The organism is Antarctobacter sediminis, assembly GCF_019218285.1.
Classification (GTDB): domain Bacteria; phylum Pseudomonadota; class Alphaproteobacteria; order Rhodobacterales; family Rhodobacteraceae; genus Antarctobacter; species Antarctobacter sediminis.
In genome coordinates, this window is the sequence record NZ_JAHUZG010000001.1 from 1376591 (window position 1) to 1397244 (window position 20654).

The 20654-nt window shown below is 63.3% G+C and carries 23 protein-coding genes and 2 tRNA genes; 17 read left to right on the plus strand and 8 right to left on the minus strand.

Annotation, left to right across the window (positions count from 1 at the left end; genetic code table 11):
• The first annotated feature begins 60 nt into the window (after window positions 1–60).
• From pyc to hisB, 7 genes are all read left to right on the plus strand, one after another.
• Window positions 61–3504: a pyruvate carboxylase gene (gene pyc, locus KJP30_RS06625; protein ID WP_218448185.1), complete on the plus strand. Its 3444-nt coding sequence runs from the start codon at window positions 61–63 to the stop codon at window positions 3502–3504.
• Between the two features lie 202 nt (window positions 3505–3706).
• Window positions 3707–4336, plus strand: coding sequence for a YegJ family protein (locus KJP30_RS06630; protein WP_218448186.1), 630 nt, complete (start codon window positions 3707–3709; stop codon window positions 4334–4336).
• Window positions 4337–4339: 3 nt separating this feature from the next.
• Window positions 4340–4726: a VOC family protein gene (locus KJP30_RS06635; protein ID WP_218448187.1), complete on the plus strand. Its 387-nt coding sequence runs from the start codon at window positions 4340–4342 to the stop codon at window positions 4724–4726.
• 102 nt (window positions 4727–4828) lie between these two features.
• A tRNA-Gly gene (locus KJP30_RS06640) sits at window positions 4829–4903 on the plus strand.
• 66 nt (window positions 4904–4969) lie between these two features.
• A tRNA-Gly gene (locus tag KJP30_RS06645) sits at window positions 4970–5044 on the plus strand.
• Window positions 5045–5119: 75 nt separating this feature from the next.
• On the plus strand, window positions 5120–6196 hold the full coding sequence (locus KJP30_RS06650) for a COG3904 family protein (protein ID WP_218448188.1): 1077 nt from the start codon (window positions 5120–5122) through the stop codon (window positions 6194–6196).
• Between the two features lie 66 nt (window positions 6197–6262).
• On the plus strand, window positions 6263–6850 hold the full coding sequence (gene hisB, locus KJP30_RS06655; RefSeq protein ID WP_218448189.1) for an imidazoleglycerol-phosphate dehydratase HisB: 588 nt from the start codon (window positions 6263–6265) through the stop codon (window positions 6848–6850).
• Here hisB and KJP30_RS06660 read toward each other — a convergent pair.
• Window positions 6847–7446 carry a DUF2306 domain-containing protein gene (locus tag KJP30_RS06660; RefSeq protein ID WP_218448190.1) on the minus strand — a complete coding sequence of 200 codons (600 nt, stop codon included), beginning with the start codon at window positions 7444–7446 and terminating at the stop codon, window positions 6847–6849. The two genes, hisB and KJP30_RS06660, sit on opposite strands and share 4 nt — an antisense overlap.
• Before the next feature lie 109 nt (window positions 7447–7555).
• Between KJP30_RS06660 and KJP30_RS06665 the strand changes: the two genes are divergently transcribed.
• A complete protein-coding gene (locus KJP30_RS06665) occupies window positions 7556–8152 on the plus strand; it encodes a TetR/AcrR family transcriptional regulator (protein WP_218448191.1) in 597 nt (198 codons plus the stop codon).
• A gap of 52 nt (window positions 8153–8204) precedes the next feature.
• Window positions 8205–8840: an imidazole glycerol phosphate synthase subunit HisH gene (gene hisH / locus KJP30_RS06670; protein WP_218448192.1), complete on the plus strand. Its 636-nt coding sequence runs from the start codon at window positions 8205–8207 to the stop codon at window positions 8838–8840.
• 35 nt (window positions 8841–8875) lie between these two features.
• Here hisH and KJP30_RS06675 read toward each other — a convergent pair whose 3' ends face one another.
• Window positions 8876–9268, minus strand: coding sequence for a DUF2147 domain-containing protein (locus KJP30_RS06675; protein ID WP_218448193.1), 393 nt, complete (start codon window positions 9266–9268; stop codon window positions 8876–8878).
• Window positions 9269–9374: 106 nt separating this feature from the next.
• The gene (locus KJP30_RS06680; RefSeq protein ID WP_218448453.1) at window positions 9375–9752 is read right to left on the minus strand and encodes a DUF2147 domain-containing protein; all 378 of its coding nucleotides are present in this window, start codon (window positions 9750–9752) and stop codon (window positions 9375–9377) included.
• 141 nt (window positions 9753–9893) lie between these two features.
• Between KJP30_RS06680 and hisA the strand changes: the two genes are divergently transcribed.
• From hisA to KJP30_RS06715, 7 genes are all read left to right on the plus strand, one after another.
• Window positions 9894–10616 (plus strand): 1-(5-phosphoribosyl)-5-[(5-phosphoribosylamino)methylideneamino]imidazole-4-carboxamide isomerase, encoded by a 723-nt coding sequence (gene hisA / locus KJP30_RS06685; RefSeq protein ID WP_218448194.1) that lies wholly within the window; start codon window positions 9894–9896, stop codon window positions 10614–10616.
• A 98-nt stretch (window positions 10617–10714) separates the two neighbouring features.
• Window positions 10715–10927, plus strand: coding sequence for a hypothetical protein (locus KJP30_RS06690; protein WP_218448195.1), 213 nt, complete (start codon window positions 10715–10717; stop codon window positions 10925–10927).
• Between the two features lie 118 nt (window positions 10928–11045).
• A complete protein-coding gene (gene hisF, locus KJP30_RS06695; RefSeq protein WP_218448196.1) occupies window positions 11046–11804 on the plus strand; it encodes an imidazole glycerol phosphate synthase subunit HisF in 759 nt (252 codons plus the stop codon).
• Window positions 11805–11815: 11 nt separating this feature from the next.
• Entirely contained in the window at window positions 11816–12223 is a 408-nt protein-coding gene (locus tag KJP30_RS06700; RefSeq protein ID WP_218448197.1) for a hypothetical protein, read from the plus strand.
• A 10-nt stretch (window positions 12224–12233) separates the two neighbouring features.
• The gene (locus KJP30_RS06705; protein ID WP_218448198.1) at window positions 12234–12539 is read left to right on the plus strand and encodes a phosphoribosyl-ATP diphosphatase; all 306 of its coding nucleotides are present in this window, start codon (window positions 12234–12236) and stop codon (window positions 12537–12539) included.
• Window positions 12540–12556: 17 nt separating this feature from the next.
• Window positions 12557–13081, plus strand: a complete 525-nt coding sequence (locus KJP30_RS06710; RefSeq protein ID WP_218448199.1) for a YcxB family protein — start codon at window positions 12557–12559, stop codon at window positions 13079–13081.
• A 67-nt stretch (window positions 13082–13148) separates the two neighbouring features.
• Window positions 13149–14126: a zinc-binding metallopeptidase family protein gene (locus tag KJP30_RS06715; protein ID WP_218448200.1), complete on the plus strand. Its 978-nt coding sequence runs from the start codon at window positions 13149–13151 to the stop codon at window positions 14124–14126.
• 67 nt (window positions 14127–14193) lie between these two features.
• Here the strand turns inward: KJP30_RS06715 and KJP30_RS06720 are convergent, their stop codons facing one another.
• From KJP30_RS06720 to KJP30_RS06735, 4 genes are all read right to left on the minus strand, one after another.
• On the minus strand, window positions 14194–14661 hold the full coding sequence (locus KJP30_RS06720; RefSeq protein ID WP_218448201.1) for a CoA-binding protein: 468 nt from the start codon (window positions 14659–14661) through the stop codon (window positions 14194–14196).
• 189 nt (window positions 14662–14850) lie between these two features.
• Window positions 14851–15903 (minus strand): T6SS phospholipase effector Tle1-like catalytic domain-containing protein, encoded by a 1053-nt coding sequence (locus tag KJP30_RS06725; RefSeq protein ID WP_218448202.1) that lies wholly within the window; start codon window positions 15901–15903, stop codon window positions 14851–14853.
• On the minus strand, window positions 15881–18178 hold the full coding sequence (locus KJP30_RS06730; RefSeq protein WP_218448454.1) for a xanthine dehydrogenase family protein molybdopterin-binding subunit: 2298 nt from the start codon (window positions 18176–18178) through the stop codon (window positions 15881–15883). The genes KJP30_RS06725 and KJP30_RS06730 overlap by 23 nt, the downstream gene beginning before the upstream one ends.
• Before the next feature lie 118 nt (window positions 18179–18296).
• Window positions 18297–19418 carry a type III PLP-dependent enzyme gene (locus tag KJP30_RS06735; RefSeq protein ID WP_218448203.1) on the minus strand — a complete coding sequence of 374 codons (1122 nt, stop codon included), beginning with the start codon at window positions 19416–19418 and terminating at the stop codon, window positions 18297–18299.
• Between the two features lie 104 nt (window positions 19419–19522).
• Between KJP30_RS06735 and KJP30_RS06740 the strand changes: the two genes are divergently transcribed.
• Window positions 19523–19963, plus strand: coding sequence for an Lrp/AsnC family transcriptional regulator (locus KJP30_RS06740; RefSeq protein WP_218448204.1), 441 nt, complete (start codon window positions 19523–19525; stop codon window positions 19961–19963).
• A 6-nt stretch (window positions 19964–19969) separates the two neighbouring features.
• Here the strand turns inward: KJP30_RS06740 and KJP30_RS06745 are convergent, their stop codons facing one another.
• The gene (locus KJP30_RS06745) at window positions 19970–20572 is read right to left on the minus strand and encodes a hypothetical protein (protein WP_218448205.1); all 603 of its coding nucleotides are present in this window, start codon (window positions 20570–20572) and stop codon (window positions 19970–19972) included.
• Between the last annotated feature and the right edge of the window lie 82 nt (window positions 20573–20654).

Here is a 20654-nt window from a genome sequence, read left to right on the forward strand (position 1 = left end):
CCTCAAAGTAACAATATTGCGTAAAACCGCGCATCTGTGCCGGAGAAGGACCCTCGACACATGGCTGATTTCGAAAAGATCCTGGTCGCCAACCGGGGCGAAATCGCGATCCGTATCATGCGGGCCGCCAACGAAATGGGAAAGAAGACGGTTGCCGTCTTCGCGGAGGAAGACAAGCTGGGGCTGCACCGCTTCAAGGCGGATGAAGCCTATCGCATCGGCGAAGGATTGGGGCCGGTTCAGGCCTACCTGTCGATCGAGGAAATCATCCGCGTGGCGAAAGCCTCGGGTGCGGATGCGATCCACCCCGGCTATGGCCTTTTGTCCGAAAACCCCGATTTCGTTGATGCCTGTACCGCGGCCGGGATCACCTTTATCGGCCCGAAGGCCGAAACCATGCGCGCCCTTGGCGACAAGGCCAGCGCCCGCAAGGTCGCCATCGCGGCCGGCGTGCCCGTCATCCCCGCGACCGAAGTGCTGGGCGATGATTTCGAAGCCATCACCAAGGAAGCTGGCGAAATCGGCTATCCGCTGATGCTCAAGGCATCTTGGGGCGGTGGCGGTCGCGGCATGCGCCCGATCAACGGGCCGGACGAACTGAAGGACAAGGTGCTGGAAGGTCGGCGCGAGGCCGAGGCGGCTTTTGGCAACGGCGAAGGCTATCTTGAAAAGATGATCACCCGCGCCCGTCACGTCGAGGTTCAGATCCTCGGTGACAAGATGGGCAACATCTATCACCTCTATGAGCGTGACTGTTCGGTCCAGCGCCGCAACCAGAAGGTCGTGGAACGCGCCCCCGCCCCCTACCTGTCCGAGGCGCAGCGCGAGGAGCTTTGCGAATTGGGCCGCAAGATCTGCGCCCATGTGAATTACGAATGCGCGGGCACCGTCGAATTCCTGATGGATATGGAATCGGGCAAGTTCTACTTCATCGAAGTGAACCCCCGCGTGCAGGTCGAACACACCGTCACCGAGGAAGTGACCGGGATCGACATCGTTCAGGCACAGATCCTGATCGCCGAGGGCAAATCGCTGGCCGAAGCCACCGGCAAGGCGTCGCAATACGATGTGCGCCTGACCGGCCATGCGCTGCAAACCCGGATCACGACCGAAGATCCGTCCAACAACTTCATCCCCGATTATGGCAGGATCACCGCCTTCCGCTCGGCCACGGGCATGGGCATCCGTCTGGACGGCGGCACTGCCTACGCGGGCGGTGTCATCACCCGCTTTTACGATTCGCTGCTGGTGAAGGTGACGGCCAAGGCGCCGACGCCCGAAAAGGCCATCGCCCGGATGGACCGTGCCCTGCGCGAATTCCGCATTCGCGGTGTGACCACGAACATCGAGTTCGTCATCAACCTGCTCAAGCACCCGACCTTCCTGAACAACCAGTACACGACGAAGTTCATCGACACGACGCCGGAGCTGTTCGACTTCAAGAAGCGGCGCGACCGGGGCACCAAGGTGCTGACCTATATCGCGGATATCACCGTGAACGGCCACCCCGAGGTGCAGGGCCGCGCCATGCCCCATCCGGATCTGAAACCGGCCCGGGCGCCGCAGGTGCCGCTGGAAACGCCGCCCGCAGGCACCAAGACCCTGCTGGATGAAAAAGGCCCGCAGGCGGTGGCCGATTGGCTGGCGGCGCAGAAACAGGTTCTGATCACCGACACCACCATGCGCGACGGGCACCAGTCGCTGCTGGCGACACGGATGCGCAGCCTCGACATGATCAAGGTGGCCCCTGCCTACGCGCATAAACTGCCGCAGCTGTTCAGCGTGGAATGCTGGGGCGGGGCGACCTTTGACGTGGCCTATCGCTTTTTGCAGGAATGCCCGTGGCAGCGCCTGCGCGACCTGCGCGCCGCCATGCCGAACCTGATGACCCAGATGCTGCTGCGCGGGGCCAATGGCGTTGGCTACACCAACTACCCCGACAACGTGGTCCAGTTCTTTGTCAAACAGGCGGCCGAGACAGGCGTCGATGTCTTCCGCGTGTTCGACAGCCTCAACTGGGTCGAAAACATGCGCGTGGCAATGGACGCGGTGCTGGAGAACAACAAGGTTCTCGAAGGCACGATCTGTTACACCGGTGACATCCTCGATCCCGACCGCGCCAAGTATGACCTGAAATACTATGTCGCCATGGGGCAGGAGCTGAAATCCGCGGGCGCGCATCTGCTGGGCCTCAAGGACATGGCGGGCCTTTTGAAACCCAATGCGGCGGCCATGCTGGTCAAGACGCTGAAGGAAGAGGTCGGCCTGCCGATCCACTTCCACACGCATGACACATCTGGCGCGGCGATTGCCACGATCATGGAATGTGTGCGCGCGGGCGTCGATGCGGTTGATGCCGCGATGGACGCGCTGTCGGGCAACACCTCGCAGCCGACGCTGGGCTCTATCGTCGAAGGCCTGCGCTTTACCGAGCGCGACACCGGGCTGGACATTGCCGCGATCCGCGAGATCAGCAACTATTGGGAAGCCGTGCGCGGCCAGTATGCGGCCTTTGAATCCGGCATGCAGGCCCCCGCCTCCGAGGTCTACCTGCACGAGATGCCGGGCGGGCAGTTCACCAACCTCAAGGCGCAGGCACGTTCGCTGGGGCTTGAGGAACGCTGGCACGAGGTGGCCCAGACCTATGCCGATGTGAACCAGATGTTCGGCGATATCGTCAAGGTCACGCCCTCGTCCAAGGTGGTCGGAGACATGGCGTTGATGATGGTCAGCCAGGGTCTGACCCGCGCCGATGTCGAAGACCCCAAGAAGGATCTGAGCTTCCCCGACTCGGTCATCGACATGATGAAGGGCAACCTTGGCCAACCGCCGGGTGGCTGGCCGAAGAAGATCCAGAAGAAGATCCTCAAGGACGAGAAGCCCTTTACCGATCGTCCCGGCCTGAAAGCCGCGCCGATCGACATCGACGAGGCCCGCAAGGAGCTTGCCGCCAAGTTCGACGGCGTCCAGTTCGACGATGAGGACCTGAACGGCTACCTGATGTATCCCAAGGTCTTTACCGATTACGCCGCGCGCCATGAAACCTATGGTCCGGTGCGGACCCTGCCCACGCGGACCTTCTTTTACGGCATGGAGCCGGGCGAAGAGATCACCGCCGAAATCGACCCCGGCAAAACGCTGGAAATCCGGCTGCAAGCGGTGGGCGAAACCCATGACGATGGCGAGGTACGGGTCTTTTTCGAACTGAACGGCCAGCCGCGCACCATCCGCGTGCCGGACCGCAAGGCACAGGGCACCAGCGCCGCGCGCCCCAAGGCGGAACTGGGCAATCCGAACCACGTGGGCGCACCCATGCCGGGTGTGGTCGCAACCGTTGCTGTGTCGGTCGGGCAAGAGGTCAAGGAAGGCGATCTGCTGCTGACCATCGAAGCGATGAAGATGGAAACCGGCCTGCACGCGGAACGCGACGGTACGGTCAAGGCGGTCCATGTGATGCCGGGCGGCCAGATCGACGCCAAGGATCTGCTGATCGAGCTGGAGTAACCCGGCCTGACGCAAAACATGAAGGCAGCCCCGCAAGGGGCTGTTTTCGTTTTTGGAACGCCTTTTGGGCCAAGCTGGCGCAAAGGACAGCGCCGCCTGTGGACAAGGTGCCTTTCCCGTTTCCTCGCAATGCGTTGCCGCAGCGTGCTGCGATGGCTATGCTTGGCCTGCTGCCAGTTCCAGAATCGGGAAGGATTCCCGGATGCCCATTCGCCGGATCACCGCCCTGTCCTGCGCGCTCTGCGCCGTGGCCCTGATGGCCGTGGGCCAGCCGCTGGTGGATCCGGATGCCGATACGCTGGAGGAGGCCCGCCAACAGGCCCTGTCGCGGATCTACGACCATCCCGGTCCGGTGCATATCATCCCCGAGGCTGCGCTGCCGCCCGGAATGTTGCCAACGCTGCACGTACGCAGCAGCGATCCGGCGCTGAACCGCGCCTTCGCCGAAGCGCGCAAATCCCTGCCCGCCGCGCTTGCCGCCACGGAAAAGCGCAACGGCTGGTTCTCGCCCTCGCTGGCCTTGTACGTGGCCGTCTTTGTGAATGCGCCGGACAAACCGATCGAGTTCGTCTGGGTCGACAACATCCGCCGCGAGGGCAAAGGCTATCGCGGGACGCTGGCCAGTCACCCGCGCCTTATGCCGGGCAAGCGCCTGCGCACCCGCATCCAGTTTCTCAACCCGCAAATAGCGGATTGGGCGGTGCAGGCCGAAGACGGACGCTATTACGGCTATTTCACCACTCGCGCCCGGCTGCCCGGGATCGAGGAACCGCTTGCCAGCGAATTGCGCGCCTTGCTGGTCGGCTCTCCTGTTCCGGCGCTTTGGCGATAACCCATGCATCTGGCCCTGATTTCCATTCTTGTCCCGTCTTACGAGGCGGGACTGACGTTTTTCGTCGACGGTCTTGGCTTTGACCTGATCGAGGACAGCGACCTGGGAAATGGCAAGCGATGGGTCCGCGTTGCGCCTGAGGGGGCCCAGACCCAGTTCCTGCTGGCCCGCGCCGTCGGCGACCAGAGCGAGATGATCGGCAAACAGGGCGGAGGACGCGTCTGGCTTTTCCTTCATACACCTGACTTTGCCCGTGATCGGCAGAAACTGATCGCCGCCGGCGCTGTTTTCGAAGAGGATCCACGCCAGACCCCCTATGGAACCGTGGCCGTTTTCAACGATCCTTTCGGCAATCGCTGGGACCTGATCCAGCCTGCCACTGCGGGCTGAAACGGGCGACGCAAGGGTAAGCACGAAAATCCGCACGCAAAGCGCATTTTCCTCTTGCCCCCCTCCGTCGCATTAGCTAAATCCGCCCTCACCATTTGGCACGCGGGCGTAGCTCAGGGGTAGAGCATAACCTTGCCAAGGTTAGGGTCGGGCGTTCGAATCGCCTCGCCCGCTCCAAATGGCCGGATCTTCAGGGGGTTACCCGCCTCCGCTGAACGAAGACCGGGACGACAAGATGGTTTCGCGGGCGTAGCTCAGGGGTAGAGCATAACCTTGCCAAGGTTAGGGTCGGGCGTTCGAATCGCCTCGCCCGCTCCATCTGTCACTCTCTTCGGTTTACAGGGTTGCCGTCGCTGGTTAGCGTCGTTTCCAGTTGATCCCGGAGTTACGATCATGAAGTCGCTTGTTTGCGCCGCCCTGCTCAGCCTTTTCCCGGCCCTTTCATCTGCGGAACCCATGTGGTTCAAATCCGTCTCCAACGGAGGAAACTGCGCGGGGTGCGGATGGACCATCGCCGAGGGCGAAATCACGTCCGATACCCCGGACGTCTTTCGCGCCATTGTCGACGGAGATGACTTTTACAGCAGGGAGATCGTCTTCAATTCTCCCGGCGGCAACCTGGGCGCTGCGCTGGAACTCGGACGGATCATCCGCGAACGCGGCCTTGCAACAGGCATTGGCCGCGCTGTGCCGATGCCGGGAACCCCTTGGTATGAGATGACCGAAGGAGGCGCGTGCAATTCGGCTTGCGCCTTTGCCTTTTTCGCCGGCGGCGCACGAGCGGCCTATCAGGACGAAAACGAAGGGTTCGCACCACGGCAAGGCACGTTGGGGATGCACCAGTTCTACACACCGACCGGGCAAGAGATCCCGAGCGCGCAGACCCAACAGATCATGGGGCAGGTTCTGTTGTATGTGCTCGAGATGGGGATCAACGCCGAGGTGCTTTCTATCGCCTCGCGTACTCCGGCCAGCGATATGTATGTGTTTGACAGGGAGGAATTGGCTGAGTTGGATTTGCTCACCACCGCAAAGACCTTGCCGGTGGACCTTGTCGTCGACGATGCAGGGGCCCTTACCGCTCTTTGGCGGGTCTTCAGCCCGGACGGCAAGCCCGAACGCGACGTGCAGTTGTCGTGCCGCGGCGGGAATTGGCATGTCCGGACGACACAGCACCAGCGCGGGGGTGCCACTCTTGTCGGCCTGGATCTGCTGAGGACAAACGGGGTTCAATTTTCGGTTGGAGACGAGACACACAGCATTTCCGGCAACGACGTTCTGAGCTACGCTGGCGATGGTGCCGCGCACGTCCTCGAGGTTCGGTTGCCGACCGATCCGACACAATACCCCGGTCAGGTCCTCAACCTGTATCCCTTCAGCGGGCGCAACTTCTGGATGGAAAACGCCGCGACAGAGCCCCTGCCCGATGCGCCGACACTCGCCATCCTGAAAAGGGCGTGCCTGCCGTGACTCAACTGCCCGTTTGACGCATCCGCCCCCGCGCCTATAAGGGGCGGTGTTCAAGGGAAAAAACAGATGCGCACCGCCACAATCACCCGCACCACTGCCGAAACCGATATCACCGTCGAACTGAACCTCGACGGCACCGGCACATACGACAACCAGACCGGCGTCGGCTTTTTCGATCACATGCTGGACCAGTTGTCGCGACACGCGCTGATCGACATGACCGTGCGGGCCAAGGGCGACCTGCACATTGACGATCACCATACGGTCGAGGATGTGGGTATCGCGCTGGGTCAGGCCCTGACGCAGGCCATGGGCGACAAGAAAGGGATCGTGCGCTACGGCTCGTGTCACCTGGCGATGGATGACACTCTGGTGCGGGCGGCGCTGGACCTTTCGGCGCGCCCCTACCTGTGCTGGGAACTCCCCTTCCCTACCCACAAGATCGGCAGTTTCGACGTGGAACTGGTACGCGAATTCTTTCAGGCCTTCAGCACGCACGGTGGGATCACCCTGCACGTGGACCTGATCCGCGGCCTGAACAGCCACCACATTGCCGAAGCCGCCTTCAAGGCGGTGGCCCGTGCCCTGCGCGACGCGCTGGAAACCGATCCGCGCAAGGCGGATGCGATCCCCTCGACCAAGGGCGCGCTTTAAGCGGCGTTGGCGCGGAACGAACGCGCCAGCATCCATTCCGCGACCAGAAAATTCGGAACCCAGCACAGCCACGCGACCATGGGATAGCCGGTGTCAAAGCCGAAGGCCCCCGCCAGCAGCGGCAGGTAGAGCCGCAGCGTCACCGCCGAGAGGGTCAGCGCCGCAGACCGGACCATCCAGCGGCGGTGCTCGCCGATCCGCCGCAGCATGGCCAGTCGCACGGCCTGCGCCGTGACGCCCAGCCACAGGATCGCCAGCATGGCAAAACCTGCCGTCGCCATGGCCCCGGCCTTGGTCCCGAAGGCAAGTGCCAGACCGGCCACGCCCGAAATCAACACGCCCAGCGCATACAGCCGCCCCAGCCAGCGGTGCAGCCCCGGCCGGCCCTGCCGGAGCCTGTCGCTGAACTGGAAGGGCAATAGCGCAAGCACAAGCGGCGCCAACCCGATATGGGCAAACAGCGCTATCGACCGTGTTTCAAGGTGATGCACCATGAAGGGCATGGTCAGGTCGACGCCTCCCAACAGGAACCGCCACGAGACCAGCGCGACCCCCAATGACAAGATCCAGAATACCCATCGCTTTGTGTGAGCCATTTGCCCCCCTGTCCCAAAACCTGACAGCGTAAAATTGACAGTGTAAACTTTACATCGTAAATATCGCGCCAGCTTGACGCTGTCAAGAAGAGCGGCTAGGCCGATCTTCATGTCGGAAACCACGGATAAGCCCCGCCACCACCACGGAAACTTGCGCAACGCCTTGATCGAGGCCGGGATCGATCTGCTGCGCGAAGGCGGGCTTGCCGCGCTTAGCCTGCGCAAATGCGCCGCGCGGGCCGGTGTGTCCCACGCTGCCCCCGCCCATCATTTCGAAGGTGTCGAGGGGCTGCGAGCCGCCATCGCACAAGAAGGGTTCCGCCGGTTCGAGACCTCGATGCGCCGCCATGCCGACGCCGGGGACCAAAGCCCCCGTGGCCGCCTGCACGGCATTTGCCGCGGCTACCTTGCCTTTGCGCGCGACGAACCAGCCCTGTATGACCTGATCTTCAGCTTTCGCGCCGGCAATCCCCACGTTCGCCACGGCGATGCCGCCAAGTCACCCGCCTATCGGCTGCTGCGCGAAACCTGCGCGCCCTTCGTCCCGCCCGGGGTCGACCCGGTGGTCGTGGAAACGCAGGTCTGGGCCTTGGTCCACGGACTGGCGATGCTGACCCTGACCGGACGGTTCCAAGACATGACGCCCCCTGTGGATGGGGTCCTTAGCCTGCTGGACCGGATCGGCGCACCGCCAATGGCGTCTTGACCTCCCCTGTCCTTTGGGCGACCTAGGCCGCATCCGACCAGAGGAGGCCGCCTTGCTGACTGCAATCATCGATTACGAAAGCGGCAACCTGCATTCCGCCGAAAAAGCCTTTCAGCGTATGGCGCAGGAAACCGACGCCGGCGACGTTCGCGTTACGGACGATCCTGAAATCGTCGCGCGCGCCGACCGCATCGTCTTGCCCGGCGACGGCGCCTTTCCGGCCTGCGCCTCTGCGCTGCGGGCCTCTGGCTGTTTCGACGCGATGATCGAAGCGGTACAAAGCCGCGGTCGCCCCTTTCTTGGCATTTGCGTCGGCATGCAGCTATTGGCCCGTGTTGGACATGAATATGCCGAAACGCCCGGGCTTGGCTGGATCGACGGCGAAGTCGAACGCATCGCGCCCGCGAACCCCGCGTTGAAAGTCCCGCACATGGGCTGGAACGATCTGGTGATCGACCGTCCGCACGCGATCCTCGACGGCATCGACAGCGGCGAACACGCCTATTTCGTGCATTCCTACCAGATGCGCATGACCGATCCGTCGCAACGGATTGCCCACGTGGACTACGGCGGTGATGTCACCGCCATCGTGGCGCATGGAAACAAGGTCGGCCTGCAATTCCACCCGGAGAAAAGCGCCGGGCCCGGCCTGCGGATGATCGCCAATTTCCTGAACTGGCGCCCCTGAGGGAATGCGGGGGGCAAGCCCCCCAACATGGTTTTTCAGTTGGCGCGCGTCCAGGTCTGCCCGTCACAGACAGCGCCCTTGCAACCAGTGACCCGCAGGCTGTTGCCAGACAACGTCGCCTTGGCGTTTGCCTTGACGTTCAGCAACGGCACCTGAACGGTGCCGCCACCGTAATTGCCCGCACCCACCGGCTTGAGATCCCAGAACAGGCGCTTGCCCACATTGGCGGTCTGCACCTCGCGCCCCTGCGCATCAAAGGCCTTCAGCACCGTACCGCAAAGCGCAGACCCGCAGGTCTCGATACGGATGAGGCTGGTCAGGTTCTTGCGGTCCGGCTCGGTCCGCCACAGACCCAGGGCCGGGTCAGCAAAGGCCGGGGCGGAGAGGCTGCCCAGAAGGGCAATCAGGAACAGGCGAGAGCGGGTCATGGGCGTGCATCCTTTGGCACGAGGGTCAAAACTCGCTCGCATATGGCCCCGCCGCCCCCCCGCGCAAGGGGTCAGCCCCCGGCCTGCGCAAATATTTTTGGCGCGCTCAGTTGACCCGGCTCCAGACCTGTGAGGAACACAACAGGCCACCGGCCACGCACCCCTTCAATTTCAGGCTGTTACCCTTCAGTTCCATCTTGCCGAGATAGACTTTGTTGTTGGACGGACGCCAGACCTTGCCCTCGTATTTTCCTGCCGCCGTTGGCGCCATATCCCGAACCAGCACCTTGCCCTTGTTGGGTGAGGCATATTCCCCCTGCGCGTTGAAAGTCCGCGAAATCACCCCGCACAGTTTGGCCCCGCAGGACGCCATGGTCACATGGGCATAGCTGCCGTCATCGGTTTCGGTCTTCCAGACACCTTCGATCGGATCTGCCGCCGCCCCCGAGGCAACCAGAACAAGACCCGCCAAAAGACTGCGCATTTTCATGTCAAACTCCTCCCTTTCTGACGCAGATCAGCATGACGAACGGGCAAAGCCGCCATCAAGCGTGACGCAAGGTCGGCTTGCGTCTGTCGTTGCGTCATAATAAGGCGCGCCAAAAGACTGGAAGGACGGCTGGAAATGATCCTGTACCCCGCGATCGACCTGAAAGACGGCAAAGCCGTGCGCCTGCTGCGTGGCGACATGGACAAGGCCACGGTCTTCAATGACGACCCCGCGGCGCAAGCGCTGGAATTCGTGGCCAAGGGCTGTGAGTGGCTGCACCTCGTCGATCTAAACGGGGCCTTCGCCGGAGAGCCGGTCAATGCCGCCGCCGTCGAAGAAATCCTGCGCCAGACCAAGACCCCCACCCAGTTGGGCGGCGGGATCCGCGACATGGCCACAATCGAAATGTGGCTGTCCAAAGGGCTGGCCCGCGTAATCCTTGGCACCGTTGCCGTGGAACGCCCCGAATTGGTGCGCGAAGCCGCCCGCGCCTTTCCCGGTCAGGTCGCCGTGGGCATCGACGCCAAGGACGGGCGTGTCGCCACCAAGGGCTGGGCAGAAGTCACGCAGGTCGACGCCGTTGAACTGGCCCGCAGCTACGAAGACGCGGGCGTCGCGGCGATCATCTATACCGACATCAACCGTGACGGCGCGATGCAAGGTCCCAACGTCGAAGCGACCGCCGCAATGGCCAACGCGGTGACCATCCCGGTGATCGCCTCTGGCGGCGTTTCCTCGATCAAGGACCTCAAGGCGCTGCGCGATTGCGGTGCCTCGCTGAACGGCGCCATTTCCGGCCGCGCGCTCTATGACGGCGCCATCGACCTCGCCGAAGCCCTGAACGTCCTCAAGGACTGAAACCTCCCCCGCCAACAGGTCAGGACATCCTGACTGCGCCGCCTCCTCAGGGCTTGGTAGACTTGTTGGCCAGGACTCGTTCCACAAAGGACCCATTCATGTTCATGGCCGCGATCTGGATCGTAAACGTGATCTTTTCCGTGTTGGAAAACCCGGAAAAAGGCGGCCCCTTCCGCCCGAACGACCTGTTGTGGAACGCGCGCCTGCCCTTGGGCTACTACCTCGTCCCGGCAACCAGCCTGCACCGCGCCGCCCGATCGCGGGTCGGTGGCGTTTCGCCATGGGCCTCCCACCGGATTCAGCCAGCGTGAGCACCCGCTCCTTCTTCTGTCCTCAAATATCCCGGGGGTGAATTGGCCGCCAGGCCAAGAGGGGGCCGCGCCCCCCCCCCCCCTTTCCTCGCCCGCCAAATCGCGCTAGGGCAAGCCCATGCTCAAGACCCGCATCATTCCCTGTCTCGATGTCGCCGATGGCCGTGTGGTCAAAGGCGTCAATTTCGTCGACCTGCGCGATGCAGGCGATCCTGTCGATGCCGCGCGCGCCTATGACGCCGCAGGCGCGGACGAGATCACCTTTCTCGACATCCACGCCACCCATGAAAACCGGGGCACCATGTTCGATGTGGTCACCCGCACCGCGGAACAGTGTTTCATCCCGCTGACCGTGGGCGGCGGCGTGCGGACCGTGGCCGATGTCCGCGCCCTGCTGCTGGCAGGTGCCGACAAGGTCAGCTTCAACTCGGCCGCCGTTGCCAATCCGGACGTCGTGGCAGAGGCCGCCGATCAGTTCGGCAGCCAGTGCATCGTCTGCGCCATCGACGCCAAGACCGTCGAACCCGGCCGGTGGGAGATTTTCACCCACGGCGGGCGAAAGCCCACGGGCATCGACGCGGTGGAATTCGCCCTGACCATCGCCGCCAAGGGGGCCGGGGAAATCCTGCTGACATCGATGGACCGCGACGGCACCAAAGCGGGCTTCAACCTGCCCCTGACCCGCGCCATTGCCGACGCAGTGGACATTCCCGTGATCGCCTCGGGCGGTGTCGGAACGCTGGATCACCTTGTCGAAGGCGTGACCGAAGGCCATGCAAGCGCCGTTCTGGCCGCGTCGATCTTTCACTTCGGCACCTACACCATCGGCGAGGCCAAGGCGCATATGGCCGCCGCGGGTATTCCGGTCAGGCTGTAAGGGGGCGCGGCGTGTATAGCGACGGCTCTGACATCAGCCTCCGCGAAGGCGAGATCGAACAGAGCGCCTGCACTTGCTGCGCCAAGTCCGTGACCGTCGTGACAGGCTATCTTGAGGTCGGTGAGATGTCGGCCGGCTGGTATACGGTCGGCGTCACGCACGGCGCGCCGGATCACCTGCCCCTGGTGCGGCTCTATATCGGCGACTGGACCGAAGGTGCCGGGCCGGGCGAACGCTGGGGTCTGCGGATCGGGATTTCCAAAGACGGGCCCAGCCTTCTGGATTGGCCAGACAAGGACGTGGCCGAGGCGCGCCCCGTCTTCACCCCTCTGAACCGCGCGCAGGTTCTTGGCACCCCGATGGAGCCACAACTCTGGACCCTGCTCGACACCATCCTCACTCAGGACAGCCGCCTGTAACGGAGCCGCCATGACCCTCGAAGACCTGGAACAGACCATCGCCGCCCGCGCTGCCGCCTCTCCGGACGAAAGCTGGACCGCCAAGCTTCTGGCAAAGGGGCCAGAGAAATGCGCCGAGAAATTCGGTGAAGAGGCAATCGAAGCCATTATCGAGGCGATCAAGAACGATCGCGAAAAGCTGGTTTCGGAAACCGCTGATGTGCTGTTTCACCTTCTGGTCATGTTGAAATCCCGCGACGTGGCCCTGTCCGAGGTCATGGCCGAACTGGCCCGCCGCCAAGGCACGTCCGGCATCGCCGAAAAAGCCGCGCGTTGACCCGGAGCCACTGCAACATGATGACATTCGCCGGAACGATCCGTGATCTGAACCACGCCAAGATCTGCGCGCGTTTGCGCCGCCGTCATCAGCCATGGTTGATGCGCTGGGGGCTACTTGTGGCGGTTGTGGTCTATTTCACCGCGCTCTTTGGCCTGTTGACAGTTGCCAATGCCACCAGCGCGCGGCTGCCCGGCTGGTCGTCTTACCTGCCCTTTGCGGCCTTTGTCGCCGCCCTGATCGCGCTGATGATCTGGCGCCGCCGCCATGTCTGGGATTCGGTTCGCGATGCCCCTGTGCGGCAGGCGGTGCAGCACTATGATCTGTCCGAGGACGGCCTGCGCGTCACCGGAGAGTTGAGCGAAACCCTGATCCGCTGGCCGGGCGTGCTGGAAGTGATCGAAGATCCCGAAGGCCTGCTGTTTCTTACCGGCCAGATGGAATACATCGCGATCCCCAAATCCGCCTTTCTCGAAACCGACATGCAGGCAGCCCGCGCGCAATGCCTTGAGTGGATCGAGGCCGCGAAACCCCGGACCTGACAGGCCGAAGGGCGCAACCTTTGGCCACCTTGCGGCGTTCCCCCCTGACAATTGCGAAAGGTGGGTCATGCAGGTTTTTCATTGCCCCGGATGCAAGGGGCCACTCTGGTTCGACAATGACCGATGCGCCTGCGGCCAGACGGTTGGTTTCGACCCCGAGGCGCAGGCCATGGTGGCCACGGACGCCAGATGCGCCAACCATGCGCTGATCGCCTGCAACTGGCTGCCCGAGCCCGATTCCGGGGGGCTTTGCCGTTCCTGCGCGATGACAGACATCCTCCCCGACCTGCGCGAGCCGGCGAACCTGCCACATTGGGCGCGCACGGAAACGGCGAAACGCTGGATGCTGGCCAATCTTGGACGCTGGGGTTGGTTCTCATCCCGGGATTCGGGCCCGCGCCCGGTGTTCCGTCTGCTGTCCGAAGAGACCGCGACAGGGGAGGTGCCCGTCACCATGGGCCATGCGGGCGGCATCATCACCATCAACGTGTCCGAGGCGGACGAGGCCCGGCGCGCCGACCGTCAAACCCGCATGGGGGAATTTTATCGCACCATGCTGGGTCATATGCGGCACGAAATCGGGCATTTCTTGTTTGACCGCCTGATGTCACGCGGCGGTTTCGCCGCAGAGTTCCGCAATATGTTCGGGGACGAACGGCAGGATTATGCCGCGGCGCTGGAACGCCACTACGATGCGCCGCGCCCTCCGGGCGAAACCCATGTCACCAGCTATGCCACCGCCCATCCCCACGAGGACTGGGCCGAAACCCTCGCGCACCTGCTGCACCTCGTCGACAGTGCCGACAGCGCCGCCGCCGCCGGCCTCAGCGGCCCGGACGGACCGCCTCCGGGCTATGACGCCTACGCCGATCCCGATACGGATCACGTGCTGGACCATGCCATTGGCCTGTCCATTGCCGTCACCCACGTGAACCGCGCGCTGGATCTGCCAGACCTCTATCCTTTTGTGCTGACACCCGCCGTGCGTGAGAAAATGGCCTTTGCCCACGCAGCCCTGTTTGCACCATTGCCGCCACAGGCGTAGCGCCCAAGGGATGGTGGGCGGGGCGTCTTTCGCACCGCAGGCGCGGAACAGCGTCCGACCAGCATTCCTAGAGCTTGGACGAAATGATCCCGGTGTTGAATCCGCCCATGCGCAACTCACCGAACAGGCGCTGATATTCGATCTTGGGACAGCGATCCATAACCAAGTCTACGCCGCGCGCCTCGGCCAATGCCGCGGCTTCGTGATTGACGACGCCGATCTGCATCCAGACCGTGCGCAGCGCCGGAAAAACTTCCAGCGCCTCTTCGACGATGGGCTGCACATGCTCCGGACGCCGAAAAATGTCGACCATGTCCACGTCCGCGGGGCAATCCGCCAGAGATCCGCGCACGCTTTGCCCAAACAGCACCTTGCCCGCATGCCCCGGATTGACCGGGATCACCTTGAAGCCCTTGAGCGACAAGTAGCGCGCAACATAATAGCTGGGCCGCACGGGATTCATCGACACCCCGACCACGGCGATCACCTTGGTGCGGGTCAGGATCTCTTTCAGATGGGCATCAGAATGACTCATGCCTTTGCATAGCGCGCCTGCACGCAAAGAAAAAGCGCCCGGGGCAATACCCGGGCGCAAGTCACGGAACGAGGGACAGTGAAGGTCTCACGGGGGTTCCGGCCCCGCGATCCTGACAAAGAGATAGGCGCAAAAGCCACAGTTCCAAGGTATGTAAAGAAACTGTGAACGTTTTTCCTTGACCACTCCTCAGCCGGTCACCGGAGCACCATCCGCCATGCGATGTGCCGCCAGACTGGGATGCAGGCTTTCCGAAGGATCTCGGCCGACCCGGCGAGGGCTGCGCAGGATAAACAGCTTGCTGACCCCCATCCACGTCCCGACCGAAGGCGCATTGGCATCGCAGGGAAAACGGGTACGCCATCCCTCCGGCAAGGCAACACCGCAGGTTTCCAACCGCTCCAGCATCCAGACCAGCGGGATATTGGCCAGCGGACGCGCCTCGTTGAACCCGCCCAACTGTCCGCCAATGTCGCCATGTGTGCCGCGGAACCAAACCTGCTCGACTTTGCCTGCCCAGCCCGGCGGGCAGTCCCACATGACCGGCGCATAGGCGGCGCGCGTCTCGTCATGGGCCAGCGCATGGAAACCGTGCCGGATCGACGGGCCCAATTGATGGTTGTGGAACTCATGCTCGGACTCGGTCAGGCGCCAGAGCAGTGGCAACCGCACTCCCAGCGCCTTGACCGTATCCCAGACACCGACCATCTCGACCGGCGCCTCGGGATGGCAGGTACGGGCGGCAAAGGCCCGCGCGGCCTCTCCGCCGGGGGCATATTGATACAGGCGATAGATCTGGCGGATGTTGCGTTCCGTCGCGCAATCTGCGCGCAGCAGGCCCACCATGTCGATGATCCCGGCCAAAGACCGCACCGCGTAGGCACCGCGCGAATAGCCCATCAAAAAGATCCGGTCGCCTTCGCGATAGCGCGAGGCAAGGTAGCCGTAGGCGCGCCGGATCTGGCGATTGATGCCCCGGCCAAGCGCAACGTCGGTGGTCGCGCTCCAATCCTTCCACTGGACACCCGCCTCGTAATACAGCGACGGATGCCCGGTTTCCTTCAACAGCAGATAGGTCAAACCGGCGTTGGTTTCCTCGCCCGGTTTGAGCGAGGACATGGTGCCGTCAAGGATGAGAACATGATCGACTGGGCCGCGCCGCCGCGCATAGGCGGAATGATCCGCCTGCGCCCGGCGCCGAAACCAGCCTAATACAATGTCACTCAGCCGCGATCGCATCACCTTCCAGCATGGCCCAGACACGCGACGGCGTGAAGGGCATGTCCACTTGTTTGATTCCGCGCGCCCAAAGCGCATCCTGCACCGCGTTCGATACCGCGGCCATCGACCCGACCGTCCCGGCCTCGCCACAGCCTTTCATACCCATCGGGTTGGCGGTGGAGGGCACCGGTTCGGTTTCAAAGCCGATCATGGGCACATCGTCGGCGCGCGGCATGGCATAGTCCATGAACGTCGCCGTGAGCAGCTGCCCCTCTTCGTCATAGACCACGCGTTCGGTCAGCGCCTGCCCCAGCCCCTGCACCACCCCGCCATGCACCTGACCTTCGGCCAGCATCGGGTTGATGAGATTGCCGAAATCATCGACCACATTATAGCGGTCACAGGTCACTTGCCCGGTTTCCGGGTCGATCTCGACCTCGGCAAGGTGGCAGCCGTTGGGATAGGACCGGCCCGGCAGCGTCGCCGTCGCCTTCCACGTCAGAAGATCCTCGCGCCCGGCCTCGCGTGCCATCTGCGCGGCCTCCAGCATGGTGGGCGTAACGTTCGACCCTTCGGCGCGGAAGGTTTCATCGTCAAAGCTGATCGACCCGGCATCGACACCCATTTCGCCGGCTAGAAACTCTGAAAAGCCTGCAACCATGTCGTTGACCGCCTGTAGCGTCACGTTGGTCTGCACGGTCACAGAGCGCGACCCGCCGGTGCCGCCACCCGAGGCGATCAGGTCACTGTCGCCCTGCACAACCTCGATCCGGTCGGCAGGAATGCCGGTCTGGTCAGAGAGGAACTGCCGGAACACGGTTTCGTGGCCCTGCCCGTTCGACTGGGTGCCCACATAGATCCTTGCGCCGCCATCCTCGGTGAATTCCACCTTCACGTCCTCATTCGGGGCGCCCAGGATAGATTCGATGTAATAACAAACTCCCAAGCCACGCAATTTGCCTGCCGCCTCGGAGGCTGCGCGCCGCGCGGCGAACCCGGACCGATCGGCCAGGTTTTCCGCATGGCCCATGACCCGGCTGAAATCGCCCACGTCATAGTTTTCGCCCGTCACGGTCGCGTAGGGAAACTGATCCGGCTTGATAAAGTTGATGCGGCGCAGTTCCAGCGGATCGACATCCAGCTCGCGCGCGGCACGGTCCATCAGGCGTTCCAGCACGTAGATCGCTTCGGGGCGGCCGGCACCGCGATAGGCATCAACCTGCGCGGTATTGGTGAAAAAGCCTTCACAGCGATACCAGGCGTTCTGGATGTCATAGGTTCCGGTCAACACGCGCGCAAAAAGGTTGGACTGGATCATCTGCGCGTATTGCGAGCTATAAGCGCCAAGGTTCGACCGCGAGTGCAGCCGGTAACCGATAATCTTGTTATTCGCGTCAAAGGCGAATTCGGCCGTTGTTTCCAGATCGCGTCCGCCATTGTCGGACAGCATCGCCTCGGTCCGGTCGGACATCCAGCGCACCGGGCGGCCGGTTTCGCGCGCGGCAAAGGCCAGCACGAAATATTCCGGGTAGGGAAAGCTTTTCATGCCGAAACCGCCGCCTACGTCCGGGTTGGTGATCCGAACCTGCTCCGCGTCGATGTGGAAGGCACGCGCCAGTTCGCCTTTCATCCCCCAGACACCCTGCCCGCCAAAGGCAAGGTGTACACGACCGTCCTGCCATTCGGCATAAGCGCCGCGCGGCTCCATCGAATTGACGATGACACGGTTGTCACCGACCTCCAGCTTGACCGTCTTGGCTGCGGCCGCAAAGGCGGCATTTGTGGCGTCTTCGTCACCGATGCCAAAGTCAAAGGCACGGTTTTCCGGCGCTTCGGGGTGAATGACGGACTCACCCGGCCCGATTGCCGTCACCACCGGCAGTTCGTCATAGTCGAACTCGATCAACTCAGCCGCGTCGCGCGCCTGTTCCATCGTTTCGGCCACGACAACCGCCACCGGCTCGCCCACAAACCGAACGCGCCCTTCAGCCAGAACCGGACGTTTCGGCGCTGCGCCCTTGCTGCCATCGCGGTTCGGTGCCTGGGTAAAGCTCATGCCGGTGTCGATCCCGGCGGTCAGCATGTCGTCCGAGGTCACCACCAAGTGGACACCCTCTGCCTCGCGCGCGGCGCTCACGTCCAGCGTGGTGATCTCCGCGTGGGCCACCGGCGAGCGAAAGACAAAGGCCCGCAGCGAGCCCTCGGGGGCGACGTCATCGACGTAACGCCCATGTCCGGTCAGGAAACGCACATCCTCGACCCGTTTCACCGGCTGGCTCTTGCCGAACTTGTCCATGGCGATCTCCCTCGCATCTGTCCTGTCGCGGCGGAGATTAGACGTCATGACGCGAGTGTCCAGAGGCCGCGCCGGTCCTGACGCGAGGAATCTCCCGGCGCGGCGTGCCCTCGGGCGATTATCGCGCCAAAGTGACGATCCGGCGCGCGCCATACCCGTTAAAACGTGTGGACAGCGCGGTGGAATAGGCTCCGCAAGCGTGGAACAGCAGGAAATCACCCTCGGCCAGATCCCCGGGAAGGTTCACCCGGTCAGACAGCCGGTCAAGACTGTCACAGGTCGGGCCAAACACCACCGTGGCGCGGGATGCACCCCGGCGTGGGCGCCCGTCCGGACCAAAGGCGCTGATCCGCGTCGACGGTCCCAGATCGCGCCATTCGCTGAGTCCGCCGTAAATCCCGTCGTTCAAAAAGATCGCATCGCCGTCACGGGTCTTGACCTGCAAGGCCAACTCAAAAGCCTCGGCCACCATGGCGCGGCCGGGTTCGCACACCAAGGCCGGACGCTTGGCCCCAAAGGCCTCGTCAACGGCCTGATCGATGGCCGCAAACAGCGCAGGCAGATCCGGTGCGGGATCCTCGCGATGCGCGGGAAAGCCACCCCCCACATTCAGCCGATGCAGGCGCACACCCGCACCCTGCGCGATCTCTGCCGCGGCGCGGATATAGGACACCCATGCGCCCGCCGCGCGGCATTGCGTGCCGGGATGAAAGGTCAGCGACGGCTTGCCGCCACGCGCCACCACCTTGCGCAGCAGGTCCGCACAAGCCGCCGGACCTGCGCCGAATTTCGAGCCGAAATCATAGACGGCACCGGCCACCGGAAGCTTTAGCCGCACGGCGACCTCGACGCCCTCCAGCGGACCAAGCTTGTCCAGTTCGGCCATACGGTCGACCGACCACGACGCGGTGCCAAACCCGCGGGCCGCCTCGATCTCGGACCGGGAGCGAACCGGGTTGTGGTAGTGCAACCGCGCCATCGGCGCCTCTTGCCGGATCAAGGCCATTTCTTCGGGGGATGCGACATCGAAAGCGCCCAGATCGGAGGCGGCCAAGGCCTCGATCACCAGAGGATCGGGGTTCGCCTTGACCGCATAGGTCACTTCGCCGGGGAAATGGTCCTTAAAAACCGTGGCCGTTTCGCGCAGCTTTTTGGGATCAAAGAAGAAAACCGGATCTTCGGGGTGTTCGCGCGCCAACCAAAGCGCGGGATCGCGTTGAAATGCCTCGTGCAGCACCATGCTTGTGCCTCCTGTTCGCCTGTAGGTCCAGCCTGAGGCTTGCCGTCCTGCGTTTCACCTGTCACTCTGCGCAAAATGCGGTTTCGGAATGGCAATATGGCGAAATGAGCGAACAGATCGACGAAACGGACCGCGCGCTGATCGCTGCGCTGGCGGAAAACGCCCGCGTGCCGGTGGCGGATCTGGCCCGTAGGCTTGGGCTTGCCCGGACCACCGTTCAGGCACGTATCGACCGGCTGGAGACGCGCGGCGCGATCGCCGGGTACACGCTCAAACGCGGCCCCGGCTTGCGCCCCGCCCTGCGGGCGACGGTGCTGATCTCGGTCGAACCGCGCGCCACAGCCGCGGTCCTCTCTCGTCTGAAACTGCTGACGGCGGTGGAAACCGTGCACACGACCTCTGGCCGCTTTGACCTGATCGCGCAGGTGACAGCCGACACGACCGAAGCGCTGGACCGCACGCTTGACGCCATTGGCGAGGCCAAGGGCGTGAAAGGCTCGGAAAGCCTGATCCACCTGAGCACCAAGATCGACCGCGCCGGCTAATGCCCGTCAGAACAACCGCAATGCGTCCGTATAGCGGTCAAAACTGCTGTCGTCGATCGCGGGCACAGCAGCGCCCAGCCTTTCAGCCCTTTCGTCAAAGGCTTGGAGGTTGGCGTTCAACTGGCGCAATTCACGCTCCAGCGTGGGGTCGTCCATGATGCCCCCCACCGGAGCACTGGCAAAGACGTCGGACGCGATGCTTTCGAAACCGGGCAGCTTTCCCGCCTCGGCCCGGGCAATACGCAGAAACAGGTCGTCCCCCCGGCTGGTACGTTCCGCGTTGAAGCTGACCAGATGCGCCATCAGCGAGGCATTGTCGCTGATTTCCGGGCCAAAGCTGCCCGATATGGCCACGCGCTTGGCCATCGGCGTCGTGGTGGTGGCCGCCGCCACGGTCACGAAATCCGCATCTGGCGGCGTGCTGAGGCCCGCGAGGATGTCATCCTGCGCATAACGCGCCTGAAGATGATCGTTCAAATGACCCAGCGCGATGTCCAGTTGCGCCCCCGTCATGGTGGCCGGACCGGTGCGCCCGTCCATCTGGGCCAAAGCGGAACCGGCAACTGCGGTCATGATGAATGTCGAAAAAACGAAACCAGGAAAATTCATTGCACTCTCCTTTTCGCGATTTGCGCCGCGGCAAGGCAAAGTCGACTGTCGCGACAGATCGGCGCAAAATACGCGCCGACTA

Excerpts from the sequence above, each read along its gene's own strand:
- pyc (WP_218448185.1), top strand. The coding sequence starts at position 61 with ATGGCTGATTTCGAAAAGATCCTGGTCGCCAACCGGGGCGAAATCGCG.
- KJP30_RS06630 (WP_218448186.1), top strand. The coding sequence starts at position 3,707 with ATGCCCATTCGCCGGATCACCGCCCTGTCCTGCGCGCTCTGCGCCGTG.
- KJP30_RS06635 (WP_218448187.1), top strand. The coding sequence starts at position 4,340 with ATGCATCTGGCCCTGATTTCCATTCTTGTCCCGTCTTACGAGGCGGGA.
- KJP30_RS06650 (WP_218448188.1), top strand. The coding sequence starts at position 5,120 with ATGAAGTCGCTTGTTTGCGCCGCCCTGCTCAGCCTTTTCCCGGCCCTT.
- hisB (WP_218448189.1), top strand. The coding sequence starts at position 6,263 with ATGCGCACCGCCACAATCACCCGCACCACTGCCGAAACCGATATCACC.
- KJP30_RS06660 (WP_218448190.1), bottom strand. The coding sequence starts at position 7,446 with ATGGCTCACACAAAGCGATGGGTATTCTGGATCTTGTCATTGGGGGTC.
- KJP30_RS06665 (WP_218448191.1), top strand. The coding sequence starts at position 7,556 with ATGTCGGAAACCACGGATAAGCCCCGCCACCACCACGGAAACTTGCGC.
- KJP30_RS06675 (WP_218448193.1), bottom strand. The coding sequence starts at position 9,268 with ATGACCCGCTCTCGCCTGTTCCTGATTGCCCTTCTGGGCAGCCTCTCC.
- KJP30_RS06680 (WP_218448453.1), bottom strand. The coding sequence starts at position 9,752 with ATGCGCAGTCTTTTGGCGGGTCTTGTTCTGGTTGCCTCGGGGGCGGCG.
- hisA (WP_218448194.1), top strand. The coding sequence starts at position 9,894 with ATGATCCTGTACCCCGCGATCGACCTGAAAGACGGCAAAGCCGTGCGC.
- KJP30_RS06690 (WP_218448195.1), top strand. The coding sequence starts at position 10,715 with ATGTTCATGGCCGCGATCTGGATCGTAAACGTGATCTTTTCCGTGTTG.
- hisF (WP_218448196.1), top strand. The coding sequence starts at position 11,046 with ATGCTCAAGACCCGCATCATTCCCTGTCTCGATGTCGCCGATGGCCGT.
- KJP30_RS06705 (WP_218448198.1), top strand. The coding sequence starts at position 12,234 with ATGACCCTCGAAGACCTGGAACAGACCATCGCCGCCCGCGCTGCCGCC.
- KJP30_RS06710 (WP_218448199.1), top strand. The coding sequence starts at position 12,557 with ATGATGACATTCGCCGGAACGATCCGTGATCTGAACCACGCCAAGATC.
- KJP30_RS06715 (WP_218448200.1), top strand. The coding sequence starts at position 13,149 with ATGCAGGTTTTTCATTGCCCCGGATGCAAGGGGCCACTCTGGTTCGAC.
- KJP30_RS06720 (WP_218448201.1), bottom strand. The coding sequence starts at position 14,661 with ATGAGTCATTCTGATGCCCATCTGAAAGAGATCCTGACCCGCACCAAG.
- KJP30_RS06730 (WP_218448454.1), bottom strand. The coding sequence starts at position 18,178 with ATGGACAAGTTCGGCAAGAGCCAGCCGGTGAAACGGGTCGAGGATGTG.
- KJP30_RS06735 (WP_218448203.1), bottom strand. The coding sequence starts at position 19,418 with ATGGTGCTGCACGAGGCATTTCAACGCGATCCCGCGCTTTGGTTGGCG.
- KJP30_RS06740 (WP_218448204.1), top strand. The coding sequence starts at position 19,523 with ATGAGCGAACAGATCGACGAAACGGACCGCGCGCTGATCGCTGCGCTG.
- KJP30_RS06745 (WP_218448205.1), bottom strand. The coding sequence starts at position 20,572 with ATGAATTTTCCTGGTTTCGTTTTTTCGACATTCATCATGACCGCAGTT.